This window comes from Streptomyces sp. NPDC104202 (genome assembly GCF_055584185.1).
Window position 1 is genome coordinate 1 of sequence record NZ_JBVJMN010000054.1, and the last position, 14,123, is coordinate 14,123.

Below are 14,123 nucleotides of genomic sequence, written 5' to 3' on the forward strand. Positions count from 1 at the left end.
GAAAAAAGAAAGAACCACACCCCCACCCCCCCCCCCCCCCCCCCCCCTCCTCCTCCCCCCCCCCCCCCCCCCCCCCCCCCCCCCCCCCCCCCCCCCCCCCCCCCCCCCCCCCCCCCCCCCCCCCCCCCCCCCCCCCCCGCCGCGTCGGCGGGGGCGGGGTCAGCCGGCGACCGGCTCGGCCACCCGGTCCGGGACGTCCGAGGCCGCCCGGGGCGCGAGCGCCTTCTGCGCGAGGACGCCGAAGACCACCGCGAACACCGCCCACATCACCAGCTGGACGGCGAGCGAGGCGAGCCTGAACTCCCACAGCAGCGCCGCCGGGAAGCCCGGCTGCACCGCGTCGTCGTTGGCCGGCAGCACCGCGAAGGCGACGGCCGTGACGGCGACGAACCCGGCACCGGCGGCCAGCGTCGCGTTCCAGTTGCCCAGCCGCGGCGCGAGCCGCCGACCGACGACGACCGCGGCGACGCCGAGGAGCACGCTGAGCAGGATCATCAGGAAGAACAGCGTCGTGCGCTTCCCGATGGTGTCCGGGTTGCCGACGGCCGGAGGGGTCGCCGGGTACTTGAGGAACGGCACCAGATAGACGGTGGTGAAGGCGGCCGCCCCGACGAGGGCCGCGGTCGCCCGGGGGCTGAAACGGCCGACGCGTCCCAGTGCGAAGGAGAACGCGAGCGCGGCGATGCCGCCCAGCGCGACCCCGTACACCAGGACTCCCGTGGCCAGGCCGAAGGTGGACTGGACGGAGCGGCTGACCCCTTCCTCCTCCTCGGCGGCGTCTTCGGCGGCGGCCGCGCCGCCGTGACCGGCGTGCGCCCCGGCCGGGGCCTCGTGGGCGGCCTGGGCCTCCTCGACGGCGATGGCACCGTCGACGGGAGGCTCACCCACCACATAGGCCACGGTGAAGGCGAAGAGACCGGCGATCAGGCCCGCGAGCATGCCGCGGACCAGCAGGGCTCTGACGGTGGAGGCGTGCATGTGCGGAACGCCTCTCAGTGGCAGGGGAAGCCGAGGAGGTGACGTCCGTCGTGCACCCACTCGTGCACGTCGGAGCCCGCGAACAGCGAGGTGGCCCCCTGCTCGGCGCCGACGAAGTACAGCGCGATCAGGGCGAGGAGCCCGACGAAGAAGGCCCAGGGAAGGACGGCCCGGACGGGCAGCGGAGCCGGTACGGCCACGGAAGGGGCGGATGCGGCAGCGGAGACGACAGCCTCGGCCATGATGAAACCTCCTGCGGGAACTCGCGTCCCAGACGGTGGTGCAGGACGACGGTCCACGGGTCTGACTCACCGCGACGTCACCCTCCGGGGACCCGCGGCATACAGTGGCGCGACCGTGCCGGATTCTCACCGGACTTCCGTCTCGCCGTCGTCACGCTGTTCAGATGTCGCCTGACCGTACCGCGAGCGCGGGGCCCCGCCAAGGGCGTGAGGCCGGGATCACTCTGCGTACGACCCCTGGAGAGGACCCCCATGACCGTCCGGCTGACGCTGGTCTCCCCGGCCGCGAGCGAGGCCCTGCGCGAGGCCCGGTTCGACGACGACACCCCCCTCGACCCGGTGGGCGTCGCCCGCGCCGAAGCCCTCGCCCCCGCCGTCGCCGCGTCCGTGCCGGCCTGGACCTCGCCGTCGGCGCGGTGCCGCGCGACGGCGGAGGCGCTCGGTCTGCGGGCCGAGCCGCTGGACGCACTCGCCGGCTGCGCCATGGGACGCTGGCGCGGCCGGACCCTCGACGAGGTGGCCGCCGCGGAGGAGGAGGCGGTCGCCGCCTGGCTGTCGGACCCGGCGGCGGCGCCCCACGGCGGCGAGTCCCTCCGCGACCTGCGCGAGCGGGTCGGCGGCTGGCTCGACAGCCTGGCCTCCGCCTCGGGACCGCGGACGGCGGTCGCCGAACCGGACGTCGTGCGCGCCGCCGTCCTCCACGCCCTGGGAGCGGGGGAGACGGCGTCCTGGCGCCTCGACGTCCGGCCGCTGACCGCCGTCCACCTCAGCGGCCGCGCCGGCCGGTGGAACGTCCGCCTGGGCGAGCCGCTGCGGGCGGACTGACCCGCCGCCCGGGGGCTCACACGGGGCGGTGCCACTCCCGGATCAGCAGATAGCCGAGGTAGGCCCCGCCGACGGCCATCGTGTACAGGCCGACGGGCAGGTCGTCGAAGAGCGGCAGCTGCTGCGCGGTCAGGTCGGCGAGGACCAGCAGCAGGGCGCCCAGCACGCTGGACATGACGAGGTGCGGGCCGCCGCTGCGGGTGACCCGCTTGGCGATCTGGGGCGCCGTCAGGGAGATGAACGCGATGGGCCCGGCGACGCTGACCGCGCCTGCGGAGAGGACGATCGACAGGGCGACCGCCGCCGTGGTCGTACGGCCCGGGCGGGTGCCCAGTCCGGTGGCCGTGTCGTCGCCCATCTCGCCGATGCTCAGGGGCCGCGCCAGCAGGGCCGCGAAGGGCGCCGCGGCGAGGAGCACGATCCAGATGACCGTCGCGTCGTCCCAGGAGCGGGCGGAGAGACTGCCGTTGATGTAGGCGGTGAGCGCGCTCGCCTTGTCGCGTTCGACGGCGTAGACCACGTACTGGGTCAGGGCCGTCGCCATGGCGGCGACGCCGATGCCCGCCACCACCAGCCGTCCCGGGCTGCGGAAGCCCGTCCCCGTGGCGAGGAAGACGACCGCCATGGCGAGCAGCGCGCCGAGCAGCGCCCCGACCGCGACCGGCATGGTGTCGGGCAGGAAGAGCGCGGCGGCCGCCGCGCCCGCCCCGGCTCCCGCCCCGAGCCCGATCACGTCGGGGCTGCCCAGCGGATTGCGGGTCACGGACTGGAACAGGGCGCCGGACAGGCCGAAGGCCGCGCCGGTCGCGACGGCCACCACCAGCCGCGGTCCGCGGAGCCGGTTGAGGACGAACGCGTTCTTCCCGGTGGCCTCGCCCATCAGGGCCGACGGCAGGTCGGCGAGGTCGATGCCGAGCCGGCCCATCGACAGCGTCGCCGTGGCGGCGACGACCAGCAGCAGCAGGCTCGCCACGGCGGCGACCAGCGAGGACCGGCGCACGGGGACGGCGATCCAGGGGCCGACGCGCACCACGGTGCGCCGCGCGGGCCGGTCCTGACGCCGGGCCGGCGGCGCGGCGTCGGAACCGGTGGGGGGGAGGTCGGTCGGGTCGGCGGTCTTCATGCCGCTCCCCTCATGCGGCGGACGGCGAAGAGCAGGGCCGGGGCCCCCACGAACGCGGTGACGACGCCGACCATGAGCTCCTGCGGGCGCAGGAGGACCCGTCCGACGACGTCCGCGAAGAGCAGCAGGGTGGGCCCCGCGAGGGAGGTGAAGAGGATCTGCAGGCGGAATTCGGCGCCCACGAGCACCCGGACGAGGTGCGGGACGGCGAGTCCGACGAACGCGATGGGACCGACGGCCGCCGTGGCGGCGCCGGCCAGCAGGGTCGAGGCGAGCAGCCCGGCGCCCTTGACGCGCGCGGGACTGATGCCGAGGGAGGCGGCCTTGTCGTCGCCCATCGCCATGGCGTTCAGCCCCGGCGCCAGGACCAGTGCCAGCAGGAAGCCTGCCCCGGCGAACGGCAGGACCGCCCAGACGGCGTCGAACCCGCGTCCGCCGAGCGCGCCGACCACCCAGTAGCGGTAGGTGTCGAAGACCTGCGGCCGGGAGAGGGCGACGGCCTGGATGAAGGCGGACAGGACGGCGGTCAGCACCGCGCCCGCCAGGACGAGACGGACCGGTCCGCCGCGTCCGCCCGCGGTGCCGATGAGGTGGACGACGACGCCGGTCGCGAGGGCGCCGGCCAGGGCCCACCAGATGGTCTCCCGCTGCCCGGAGGCGCCGAGGAACGCGGTGGCGGCGACGATGCTGGCGGACGCGCCCGCGTTGATGCCGAGCAAACCGGGTTCGGCCAGCGGGTTGCGCGTGATGCCCTGCATCAGGGTGCCGGCGACGGCGAGGCAGAGACCGGCGAGCACGCCGAGGGCGGTGCGCGGGTAGCGGCTCTCGATGACGGTGCGGGTGTACTCGTCGCCGCCGCCGGTGAGGACCCGCAGGACGTCGCCGGCGGAGGTCGGCTTGCTGCCGAACATCACGCTGGCCAGCAGCGCGAGGGCGAGCAGCACCAGACAGAGGACGGCGGCCATGACATGCCGGGCAGGGCCCCGCCGTCGTGCGGCGGGGCCCTGGCCGGTCCGGGAGAGTGTGGTCACGCTGGGACCGCTGTTACTTCCCGGCCTTGGCGACGGCCTTGTCGATCATCGGGAGGTAGCGCTCGATGCTGTACGGCACCGTCAGCGGGTTGATCATCGAGGAGGCGGTGACGAAGGGGGTGTCGTGGCTGTAGACCAGCGCGCCCTTCTTCACGGCCGGGATGGCCGCGTACAGCGGCTGCGCCTCGACGGCCTCGCGGGACTTCTCGTCCATGTAGAAGGTGAAGGCGATGTCGCTCTTCGCCAGCTTGTTGGCGTTCTCCAGGCCGATCAGGGCGGAGTCGGTGCCCTCGGTCTCGGGGAAGGTGTTCACGATCGGGTCGACCTTAAGGCCCAGCTTGGAGACCATGGCGACGCGCTGCTCCTCGGGCTTGAAGATGCCGAGGGTGCCGGGGCCGGTGTTGTAGATGTACGAGAACGTGACGTTCTTGTACTGGGGGCGCGAGGCGGCCGCGTCGGCGAGCTGCTTGTCGATCTTCGACTCGAGCTCCTTGGCCTTCTCCGGCTGACCGAGCGCCTTGGCGATGATCTCGATCTGCTGGTCCCAGTTCGTGCTCCACGCCTTCTCGGGGTAGGCGACGGTGGGTGCGATGTCCTTGAGGATGTCGTACTGCTTCTGCGTCAGACCCGACCACGGGGCGAGGATGACGTCGGGCTCCAGCTCGGTGATCGCCTCGATGTCGAGCTCCTCGCCGCCCTTGAACTGCTTGGGCAGGGTGGCGCCGGACTTCGTCACGGCCTCGTGGATCCACGGGAGGTAGCCGGACTTGTCGCTGCCCCAGGGGTACTCCTCGATGCCCACCGGGACGTTGCCGAGGGCGATGGCCGTCTCGGCCGAGCCCTGCCCGAGGGTCACCACGCGCTTCGGCTTCTCCTTGATGACCGCGTCACCGAGGGCGCTCTTGATGGTGACGGGGAAGGCGCCCGCCGGAGCCTTGGACGCGGAGCCCGCGGCGTCGTCTTTCTTCTCGTCCGAACCGCACCCGGTCACCATGAGGCCGAGCGAGACCGCGGCGGCACCCGCCACGAGGACGCGACGGCGAAGCGGGGTGAACACAGAAGGCATGGTGGATCCTTGTCTCCGGGCAGAGGTGCGCTGAGGCGCCGCCGCGGGTCCCCGGGCAGGGGACATGCGGGGCAGCGGCCATCGCGAGGCGTTGTTAGGTGAGCCTAACCTACCTCTTGGGGGTGTGGATCACCAGGGCCGTCCCCGGCACCCGCCCGTCCGCCTCCCGCGCCCGTCCCGCCCCTCAGGCCGGGGCCTCCCCCCAGGCCGTCGACAGCCCGTCCAGCCAGGCGGGCGGCAGCTCGCCGGCGTCCCACTCCTCGTGCAGCGCCGGGGAGGCGGAGTCGAGCCGTTCGAGGACGGCGATGCAGGTGGGGGAGTGGACCAGGGAGTACCGGCCGTGGATCGCGATCGGACTGCCCGGCCCGTACTCCGCGAACAGCCGCTCCAGGCGCGCCCGGTGCGCCACCGCGAACTCGGCCAGCCGTCCCGCGTACCGCGAGCGCTGCCGTGAGCTCATCGTGGCGAGCACCGCCAGGAGCACCTGGTCGGTGACCTCGGGGTCGAGGTCGGAGACCTCCGTGAACTCCAGGTGGAGCGCCGTCACCGCGACCTTCGTCCGGGTCACCTCCGTCCGTCCCACCGGCGGGCGTTCGTCCGGTGAGTCGGCCGTCGGGTCGGAGGCGACGGCCCGCCGCAGGGCCCGCTCGGCGATGTCGCCGAGGGCGTCGGTGACGGTGCGGGTGCCGTCGAGCCATCCGGAGGCGTAGGGCTCGCCCCGCCCCTCCGGGGCGCTCCACGCGGTCGCGCCCACCTCCTCGTACGCGAGGGCCACGGCGCCGGCCTCGACGAAGCCGATGAGCTCCTCCGCGTCGCCCGACCAGACCCCCGCGCGGGCGAGCAGCTGCAGGAGCGTCCGCTTGGCGTTGAGCACGCTGACCGCGTCCAGCTGCTGCCGTCCTTCTTCGGCGGTGGTCATGGGGTCCTCCTCGTCGTAGGGCGGGCGCCGTGCGCGTACGCGGAACGCTCTGTTCGAGCCTACGCAACGCCCGCCCCCCGGCGCCCCCACCGGGGCCGATGCCGTGCCGGAAGACCGGCACCGGCCCCCTCCGGGGGAGCGTCAGCCGAGGAACTCCCCGTCGCGGGCGACGACGACCCCGCCGTGCACGACCACGTCCCGGCGGGGCATGTCGACGACGACCTGCGGCAGGCATTCGCCGCGCACCAGGACGAAGTCGGCCGGAGCCCCGGCCGTGAAGTCGGCGTGCGCCAGGTGCATCACGTCCGCGCCGCCGTGAGCCGCGACGTCGTAACAGTCCGTCAGCTCGTCGTCGAGCCGGACGTCCGTCACCCACCCGAGCAGGTGCGCGCGGTGCATCATGTCCGCGTCGCCGAACGGGCTCCACGAGTCGCGCACCCCGTCGGACCCGAGCCCGACGCGGACGCCGTGCTCGCGCAGGCGGGCGATCGGCAGGACCAGGGAGTCGGAGGGCGCGACCGTGGTGAGGGCGATGTCCTGCTCGCCCAGACCTTCGGCGAGGGAGCCGAGTTCGCCGTCGGACAGGCCCGGGAGGCAGAAGACGTGGCTGACCGTGACGCGGCCGGCGAGGGAGAGGGCGCGCGTGCGGTCGATGATGCCGCGCAGGGCGCGCAGGCCCTTCTCGCCGCGGTCGTGGAGGTGGATGTCCACGCCCACGCCGTGCCGGTCCGCGATGCCGAAGACGGTGTCCAGCTGCGCGTCGAGGGCCTGGTCGAAGCCGATCGGGTCGATGCCGCCGATCATGTCGACGAGACCCGCCCGCGCCGCACGCTCCAGCAGCGCCGCCGTGCCCGGGGTGCGGATGACGCCGTGCTGCGGGAACGCCACGATCTGGACGTCCAGGGCGTGCCGCAGCCGTTCGCGCGCCGCGGCCAGGCCCTCCACGCCCGCGAGGCCGTAGGCGGGCGCGACGTCGGCGTGGGCGCGCATGCCCCGGGTGCCGCGGGCGACGGCGTGGGACATCAGGCCGTAGGCGCGTTCCGCGACGGGCCGGCGCTGGCTGCGGAACAACTCCACGTCCTGGGCGACGTAGTCGGCGATGGCGCTCGCCGGCCGACGTGACACCCAGGAACCGCCCCAGGTCGTCTTGTCGGGGTGGATGTGGGCGTCGACCAGGGACGGCAGAGCGATCCGGCCGCCGCCGTCGACCACCTTCGCGCCGCGCGGGGCGGGCCCGTGCGCGACGCGGCCGTCGACGACCACCAGATCGGTGGCGCGGGTCGCGCCGAGCACCCGGACGTTGCGGAAGACCACGTTCCTGGCGTGCCGGCCCGCCGCGTCCGCCGCCGGGGCTGCGGTGTGCTCCAGGGCCGCGTGGGCCGTGCCGGCGGTCGCGCCCGTCGTCACGCCGGTACCGGCCAGGGCGGCGGCCCCGGCCAGCATCGTGCGGCGGGAGAGCGCGCCGGGGGAGGGGGAGGAGGACGGCTGCATGGGGACTCCTTGGGAGGGACGGTCGGACCGGGCCGACGGTCCCCGTTTTGTATACCAAGGCTTCGAGGCCGAACAAGGGGGTGGCGGATCACCTGCATGGAATCGGGAGATTTCGAGGAAGCTTGCCGACGGGGGATGCTCTCCGTGGCTTCTTGGTATACAAAAGAGTCAGGCGTCGCCGAAGAGGGAACGCAGGGCGACGGCCCGGCTGTCGCGCACGTGCAGCAGCGTGCTCGCCGCCGAGGCCTCCGGGTCGCCGGCGGCGATGTGCCGGTACATCTCGGCGTGCTGGGCCCGCATGTGCGCCGGCTCCTCGCGCATCCCGAACACCAGCCGCAGCTGCCAGCTCAGCTGCTCCATGGTCCGGCCGAGCAGCGGGTTGCCCGACAGGGCGACGACCGCCTCGTGGAACGCGGTGTGGGCGGCCACCTCGCGCGTCCCCTCGTCCGCGGCGGCCGCCGACTCGGCCTGGCGCAGGGTGGAGCGCAGCGCGTCGAGCCCCTCGGTCCCGCCCGCCGCCACGGCCCGCGCCGCGAGCCGGGACGCCTGGACCGCCAGGGGCTCCCACACCTCGTACAGGTGCTCCACGTCGGCCCGTTCGAGGCGCCGCACCCGCACGCCGCTGTGCGGGAGCAGCTCCAGGAGCCCTTCGGACACCAGGGCGCGCAGCGCCTCGCGCACCGGGACCCGGGACATGCCGAGCTCCTCGGCGACCTCCCGCTCGACGAGCCGGGCCCCCTGGGCGTACCGCCGGTCGACGATCCGCTGGAGCACGGCCTCGCGTGCCCGCGCGCCGAGCGGCACCGGCTCTCCCGCCGCCGCCGAGCCGGTCCTGCGCCTGTCCGCCACCGTTGCCGCCCTCTTCCCCGCCCCGTCGGGCGTGCCCGCGCCGAGGATACGTCGGGCCCCGCCGCGTGTGTCCTCCGACCGGTCCCGCCCTCCTGTGGTACTGCCTTGGGGGACATCGTGTTGTTTGCCCGTGATGTGATGAAAGGTGCCCTTCGTGTCGCAGGAAGAACCGAAACCCGACGGCCACCTCCACCCCGCCCGGACGGACCGGATCGTGTTCGGCGTCACCGCCGTCCTCACCGTCGCCTTCGTGGTCTGGGGGGCGACGGCCACGAGCAGTCTGGAGAGCACCTCCAGCAAGCTCCTCGACGGCCTGATCCGCAACGGCGGCTGGGCGTTCATGCTGGTCGCCTCGGGGTTCGTGGTCTTCGCCCTGTGGCTGGCCATCAGCCGCTACGGCCGGGTGACCCTCGGCCAGGAGGGCGAGGCGCCCGAGTTCCGCACCGTCTCGTGGATCGCCATGATGTTCAGCGCGGGCATGGGCATCGGCCTGATGTTCTACGGCGTCAGCGAGCCCCTCGCCCACTACGGCAGTCCCCCGCCCGGCACCCGCCCCGCCGACTCGGCCGAGCGGATGGAGACCGCGATGGCCACCACGCTCTTCCACTGGACGCTCCACCCGTGGGCGATCTACGCGGTGGTCGGCCTCGCCATCGCGTACTCCACCTTCCGGCGCCGCCGGCGGCAGACCATCAGCGCCGTCTTCGTCCCGCTGCTCGGCGAACGGCGGGCGTACGGCGGACCCGGCCGCGTCATCAACATCCTGGCGATCTTCGCGACCCTCTTCGGCTCCGCCGCCTCGCTCGGCCTCGGCGCCCTCCAGATCGGCAGCGGCTTCGAGGAGCTGGGCTGGATGGAGAAGGCCGGCACGGGCCTCCTCGTCGCCATCATCGCCGTGCTGACCGTCGCCTTCGTGCTCTCCGCGGTCTCCGGCGTGGAGAAGGGCATCCAGTGGCTGTCCAACATCAACATGGTCCTCGCGGCCGTGCTCGCCCTCTTCGTGTTCGTCGCCGGCCCGACCATCATCGTGCTCGACCTGCTGCCCACCTCGCTCGCCGCCTACATCGGCGACCTGCCGCAGCTCGCCGGCCGCACCGAGGCGACCAGCGGCGCCGACATCCACGACTGGCTGGGCAGCTGGACGGTCTTCTACTGGGCCTGGTGGATCTCCTGGACGCCCTTCGTCGGCATGTTCATCGCCCGCATCAGCCGGGGCCGGACCATCCGCCAGTTCGTCGGCGGCGTGATCCTGGTGCCCAGCACGGTCAGCCTCGTGTGGTTCGCCATCTTCGGCGGCACCGCGATGAAGCTCCGCGAGCAGGGCGAGCTGGCGGGGGAGACGACCCCGGAGGGCCAGCTCTTCGGCGTCCTCCAGGAGTTCCCCGCCGCGGGCGTGATGAGCCTCCTGGTGATGGTCCTCGTCGGCATCTTCTTCGTGTCCGGCGCCGACGCCGCCTCCATCGTCATGGGCACCCTCTCGCAGCGCGGCGCCTTCGAGCCGACCCGCCTCGTGGTCGTCTTCTGGGGGGTCGTCACCGGCGCGGTCGCCGCCGTCATGCTCCTCGTCGGCAACGGCCAGGGCGACGCGCTCGCCGGTCTGCAGAACCTCACCATCCTGGTCGCGGCGCCGTTCGTCCTGGTCATGCTCGGCATGTGCGTGGCCCTCATGCGCGACCTGCGCAAGGACCCCCTCATCGTCCGCGGGGAGGTCGGCCGGGAGGTCGTCGAGGTCGCGGTGATCGCGGGCCACGAGAGGTACGACGGCGACTTCGAGCTGACCATCGGCCCGGGCTCCCAGGAGGACGACGCTCCCTGACCGCGCCCCTCACTCCCCGCGGGTGTGGCGGAAGCGCACCCACAGGGGCAGGGCGAACCAGCAGACCAGGTACCAGACCAGCACGGCGGTGACGAGCCAGGGCACGTAGGCGTCGTGGGTCGCCACGCGCAGCACGAGCAGCAGGGCCGACGTCAGTGTCGCGAGCAGCAGGACGAGACCGGTGAAGACCAGCCGGGACGCCCAGACGACCGCCTGCGGCTTGATGCGCCGCCCCGCCACGATCCGGTGGAAGGCGACGGGCCCTATGAGCGCGCCCGTCGCCAGGGACCCGAGGACCACCGTGACGATGTAGATGGTCTTGTCGGGGGTCCCCAGCCCCTGGAAGTGCGGGGTGAAGACCACGGTCAGGAGGAAGCCGAGGAGGATCTGGACGCCGGTCTGGGCCACCCGGGTCTCCTGTATGAGTTCCGTCCAGCGCCGGTCGGCGCGCTCCGCCTCCGTCTCGTCGCGTCCGTCCGGCCGTGCGTCATCGCTTCTGTGATCCTCGGTCATGGGCCCCTCCTGCCCCGAAGTCCGTTGATCAGGCGCGGCCCGCGGCCTTCTGGCTGCGCCGGGACAGCGAGTCGACGACCACGGCGGCCAGCAGCACCGAACCCGTGATCATGAACTGGACGGCGTTGCTGACGCCCATGATGTTCATGCCCGACTGGATCGACCCGATCACCAGCGCGCCGAGCAGCGCCGACCAGACCGTTCCGCGTCCGCCGAACAGGCTCGTGCCGCCGATGACGGCCGCGGCGATGACGTTCATCAGCAGGTTGCCGCCGCCGGAGGTCTGGCTCGCCGACTGGATCTGCCCGGCGAGGAACAGACCGCCCACCGCCGCCATCGTCCCGGCGATCGAGAAGACCGTGATCCGGACGAACGGGACGCTGATGCCGGCCCGCCGCGCGCCCTCGATGTTGCCGCCCACCGCGAAGATGCGCCGGCCGTACGTGGTGCGCCGGAGCACGAAGTCCAGGAGCACCAGCACGACCAGGAAGATCAGGAGGGCCAGCGGCAGCCCCTGGTACTGGTTGAGGATGTACGCGGTGGCGAACGCCAGCGCGGCGATCACGGCGGTCCGCAGCGCGATCTCGGCGACCGGCCGGGACGGCACCCGGGCCGCGCGGCGCCGCCGGGCGTCCAGGAGCGAGGCGGCGAGGAACAGTCCCACTCCGACGGCCGCCGTCACGTAGGCGGCGGCCGGGCTGTGGTAGATCGTCGAGTAGAGCCGGGAGACGATGCTCTCGCTGGGGATGTTGACGGTGCCGCTGGTGCCGAGGACCTGGAGCATCAGGCCGTTCCAGGCGAGGTTGCCCGCCAGCGTCACGACGAAGGCCGGCACCCCGACCTTCGCGAAGAAGAAGCCCTGGATGAGCCCGACGGCCGCGCCGCCCGCGAGGGCGATCAGCAGCGCCAGCCACTGGTTCATCCCGTTCAGGACGTTGAGGACGGCGAAGATGGCGGCGCACAGGCCGCTGACCGAGCCGACGGAGAGGTCGATCTCGCCGAGCAGCAGTACGAAGACGATCCCGATGGCGATCATCCCGGTGCCGACGATCTGCTGGCTGAGGTCGGAGAGGTTCTGGGCCGACAGGAACGTGCTGTTCAGGCTCCCGAACACGGTCCAGATGATGATCACGGCCAGGACGACGGGCAGCGAGCCCAACTCACCGCTGCGCAGCTTGCGCTTGAACTCCCCGAGGTACCCCTTGATCCCCTCCTCGCGGACCAGGAGGCGGGAGTCGACGGCCGGCATCGCGCCGCCGGCCGGTTCCTGGGTGGCGCCGTCCGGGTCCGGCGCGCGGCGGTCGCGGCTCATCGCTCCTCCTCGCGCTTACGGGCCTGGCGGCGGGTGACGGCGCTGTCGCTGGCCCCGGTGATGGCGGAGATGATCTCCTCGGTGGTCGTGGAGCGCTTGTCGAAGAATCCGTTGTTCCGGCCCAGGCGCATGACGGCGATCCGGTCCGCGACGGCCATCACGTCCACCATGTTGTGGCTGATCAGGATCGTCCCGAGACCGCGGTCCCGGAGCCGTTCCACCAGGTCGAGGACCTCCGCCGTCTGCTCCACGCCCAGCGCCGCGGTCGGCTCGTCGAGGATCACGACCTTCGGGTCGCCGATCAGCGAACGGGCGATCGCGACCGTCTGCCGCTGCCCGCCGGAGAGCGAGGCGACCGGGATGCGGACGCTGGGGATGCGGATCGACAGCGTGTCCAGGAGCTCGCGCGCCCGCTGGTCCATCCGCACCTCGTCCAGGACGCCGAAGCGGCGCAGCTCCCGGCCGAGGAACAGGTTGGCCACCACGTCGAGGTTGTCGCAGAGCGCCAGGTCCTGGTAGACGGTGGCGATCCCGAGGTGCTGGGCGTCGTGGGGCCGGCTGATCGAGACCTGCCGGCCCTCCCAGGCGATGACGCCCTCGTCGGGCGGGTTCACCCCGGCGATCGCCTTGACTGCGGTGGACTTGCCGGCGCCGTTGTCGCCGACGAGTGCCACGACCTCACCGGGGTGCACCTCCAGATCGAACCCCTTGAGCGCCTGGACGGCGCCGAACCGCTTGGAGATCCCCCGCAGTGTGAGCACGGGTGGCTCCGGCAAGGGAACCGCCTCCTCCGCTCGCCCGTCGGACCGGCGCCGAGGCGCTCGTCCCTACTGGAGACCGGCCTCCTTGCAGGCCGCCGCATAGGTCGGGGTGCAGATCTCCTCGACCGTGTACAGGCCGTCCTTGACGACCGTGTCCTTGATGTTGGTCTTGTCGACGACGACCGGGGTCAGCAGGTTCGCCGGGACCTTGTTGCCACTGCCGCTGGTGACGGTGGTCGGGACGAGGTCGGCCGGGAGCTGCTTGCCCTCCGCCAGGTCGACGGCCATCGTCGCCGCGATGTCCGCCTCCGGCTTGTAGGGCTTCATGATCGTGATGGTCTGGGTGCCGAGCAGGATCCGCTGGATCGCGTCGAGCTGGGCGTCCTGTCCGGTCAGCGGCACGTTCATGCCCGAGGCCTTGAGCGCGGTCGAGATGCCCGCCGCCAGGCCGTCGTTGGCCGAGTAGACGCCGACGATCTTGTCCTTGCCCAGCGCGCTGATCGCGCCGGACATCTGCTGGTTGGCGTTGTTCGGGTCCCAGTTGGGCGTGTCGTACTCCTTGCCGATCTTCACCTTGCCGTCCAGCACCGAGTGCGCGCCCGCCTTGAACTGCGCCGCGTTCGGGTCGGTCGGCGAACCGTTGTGCATCACGATCACGCCGCTGCCGGCCTTGTCGCCGAGCGCGTCGAGCAGCGCCTGGCCCTGGAGCTGGCCGACCTTCTCGTTGTCGTACGAGACGTAGGAGTCGACGGGGCCCTGGGCGAGACGGTCGTACGCGACGACCTTGACGCCCGCGTCATGGGCCTTCTGCACCGAGGACTGGATCGATTTGGCGTCCACGGCGTCCAGGATGAGGACCTTGTCGCCCTTGGCGAGCGCGGTGTTGACCTGCTGCTGCTGGGTCGTGGCGCTCTCCGCGGCGTTGTAGTAGTCGATCTGCGCGCCGGGCGCCAGCTCCTTGATCTTCGCCTCGATGTAGGGCCGGTCGAACTTCTCGTACCGCGTGGTCTTGCTCTCCGGCAGCAGCAGCCCGATCCGCACGTCGTCCTGTGCCGACGTTCCCGCGCCCGGCTGGGCCGCGCCCGTGGTCGCCACCGCTCCCAGGGAGAGCGCGGCGGCTCCGGCCAGGGCTATCGCGGCCCGCAACGTTCGGGTCATGGGAGGCTCCTCTCGTCCGCCCCCCTTACCCCGCGCAGT

Annotated in this window: 14 protein-coding genes; 2 read left to right on the forward strand and 12 right to left on the reverse strand. The window is 72.7% G+C overall.

The annotated features are described in order from the left end of the window. Nucleotides 1-159: 159 nt before the first annotated feature. The gene (locus ACZ60W_RS28345; protein ID WP_469758217.1) at nucleotides 160-978 is read right to left on the reverse strand and encodes a CbtA family protein; all 819 of its coding nucleotides are present in this window, start codon (nucleotides 976-978) and stop codon (nucleotides 160-162) included. Between the two features lie 14 nt (nucleotides 979-992). Then, nucleotides 993-1,220: a CbtB domain-containing protein gene (locus ACZ60W_RS28350; RefSeq protein WP_351900523.1), complete on the reverse strand. Its 228-nt coding sequence runs from the start codon at nucleotides 1,218-1,220 to the stop codon at nucleotides 993-995. 252 nt (nucleotides 1,221-1,472) lie between these two features. Here ACZ60W_RS28350 and ACZ60W_RS28355 point away from each other — a divergent pair, with 252 nt between their 5' ends. Next, a complete protein-coding gene (locus ACZ60W_RS28355; RefSeq protein WP_469758218.1) occupies nucleotides 1,473-2,045 on the forward strand; it encodes a histidine phosphatase family protein in 573 nt (190 codons plus the stop codon). Nucleotides 2,046-2,061: 16 nt separating this feature from the next. Here ACZ60W_RS28355 and ACZ60W_RS28360 read toward each other — a convergent pair whose 3' ends face one another. The 6 genes from ACZ60W_RS28360 to ACZ60W_RS28385 all read right to left on the reverse strand — a co-directional run bounded on the left by ACZ60W_RS28360 (nucleotide 2,062) and on the right by ACZ60W_RS28385 (nucleotide 8,524). Next, nucleotides 2,062-3,168: a FecCD family ABC transporter permease gene (locus ACZ60W_RS28360; RefSeq protein WP_469758219.1), complete on the reverse strand. Its 1,107-nt coding sequence runs from the start codon at nucleotides 3,166-3,168 to the stop codon at nucleotides 2,062-2,064. Further along, nucleotides 3,165-4,199 carry a FecCD family ABC transporter permease gene (locus ACZ60W_RS28365; RefSeq protein ID WP_469758220.1) on the reverse strand — a complete coding sequence of 345 codons (1,035 nt, stop codon included), beginning with the start codon at nucleotides 4,197-4,199 and terminating at the stop codon, nucleotides 3,165-3,167. Before ACZ60W_RS28365 ends, ACZ60W_RS28360 begins: the two co-directional genes overlap by 4 nt. 13 nt (nucleotides 4,200-4,212) lie before the next feature. Next, nucleotides 4,213-5,265, reverse strand: a complete 1,053-nt coding sequence (locus tag ACZ60W_RS28370; protein WP_469758221.1) for an iron-siderophore ABC transporter substrate-binding protein — start codon at nucleotides 5,263-5,265, stop codon at nucleotides 4,213-4,215. Between the two features lie 184 nt (nucleotides 5,266-5,449). Beyond that, complete coding sequence (locus ACZ60W_RS28375) at nucleotides 5,450-6,184, reverse strand: hypothetical protein (protein ID WP_469758222.1); 735 nt, start codon at nucleotides 6,182-6,184, stop codon at nucleotides 5,450-5,452. A 141-nt stretch (nucleotides 6,185-6,325) separates the two neighbouring features. Beyond that, nucleotides 6,326-7,675, reverse strand: coding sequence for an amidohydrolase (locus ACZ60W_RS28380; protein ID WP_469758223.1), 1,350 nt, complete (start codon nucleotides 7,673-7,675; stop codon nucleotides 6,326-6,328). A 168-nt stretch (nucleotides 7,676-7,843) separates the two neighbouring features. Beyond that, the gene (locus ACZ60W_RS28385; protein WP_469758224.1) at nucleotides 7,844-8,524 is read right to left on the reverse strand and encodes a GntR family transcriptional regulator; all 681 of its coding nucleotides are present in this window, start codon (nucleotides 8,522-8,524) and stop codon (nucleotides 7,844-7,846) included. 154 nt (nucleotides 8,525-8,678) lie between these two features. Between ACZ60W_RS28385 and ACZ60W_RS28390 the strand changes: the two genes are divergently transcribed. Continuing rightward, nucleotides 8,679-10,340, forward strand: a complete 1,662-nt coding sequence (locus ACZ60W_RS28390) for a BCCT family transporter (protein WP_469758225.1) — start codon at nucleotides 8,679-8,681, stop codon at nucleotides 10,338-10,340. Between the two features lie 9 nt (nucleotides 10,341-10,349). Here ACZ60W_RS28390 and ACZ60W_RS28395 read toward each other — a convergent pair whose 3' ends face one another. Genes ACZ60W_RS28395 through ACZ60W_RS28410 form a run of 4 tightly spaced genes read right to left on the reverse strand, consistent with a single transcriptional unit; the run spans nucleotide 10,350 to nucleotide 14,084 of the window. After that, the gene (locus ACZ60W_RS28395; protein ID WP_469758226.1) at nucleotides 10,350-10,853 is read right to left on the reverse strand and encodes a DUF6328 family protein; all 504 of its coding nucleotides are present in this window, start codon (nucleotides 10,851-10,853) and stop codon (nucleotides 10,350-10,352) included. Between the two features lie 28 nt (nucleotides 10,854-10,881). Then, nucleotides 10,882-12,165, reverse strand: coding sequence for a sugar ABC transporter permease (locus tag ACZ60W_RS28400; RefSeq protein WP_469758227.1), 1,284 nt, complete (start codon nucleotides 12,163-12,165; stop codon nucleotides 10,882-10,884). Continuing rightward, nucleotides 12,162-12,941 carry an ATP-binding cassette domain-containing protein gene (locus ACZ60W_RS28405; protein ID WP_469758228.1) on the reverse strand — a complete coding sequence of 260 codons (780 nt, stop codon included), beginning with the start codon at nucleotides 12,939-12,941 and terminating at the stop codon, nucleotides 12,162-12,164. Before ACZ60W_RS28405 ends, ACZ60W_RS28400 begins: the two co-directional genes overlap by 4 nt. A gap of 51 nt (nucleotides 12,942-12,992) precedes the next feature. Next, entirely contained in the window at nucleotides 12,993-14,084 is a 1,092-nt protein-coding gene (locus ACZ60W_RS28410; protein ID WP_469758229.1) for a sugar ABC transporter substrate-binding protein, read from the reverse strand. Nucleotides 14,085-14,123 lie beyond the last annotated feature (39 nt).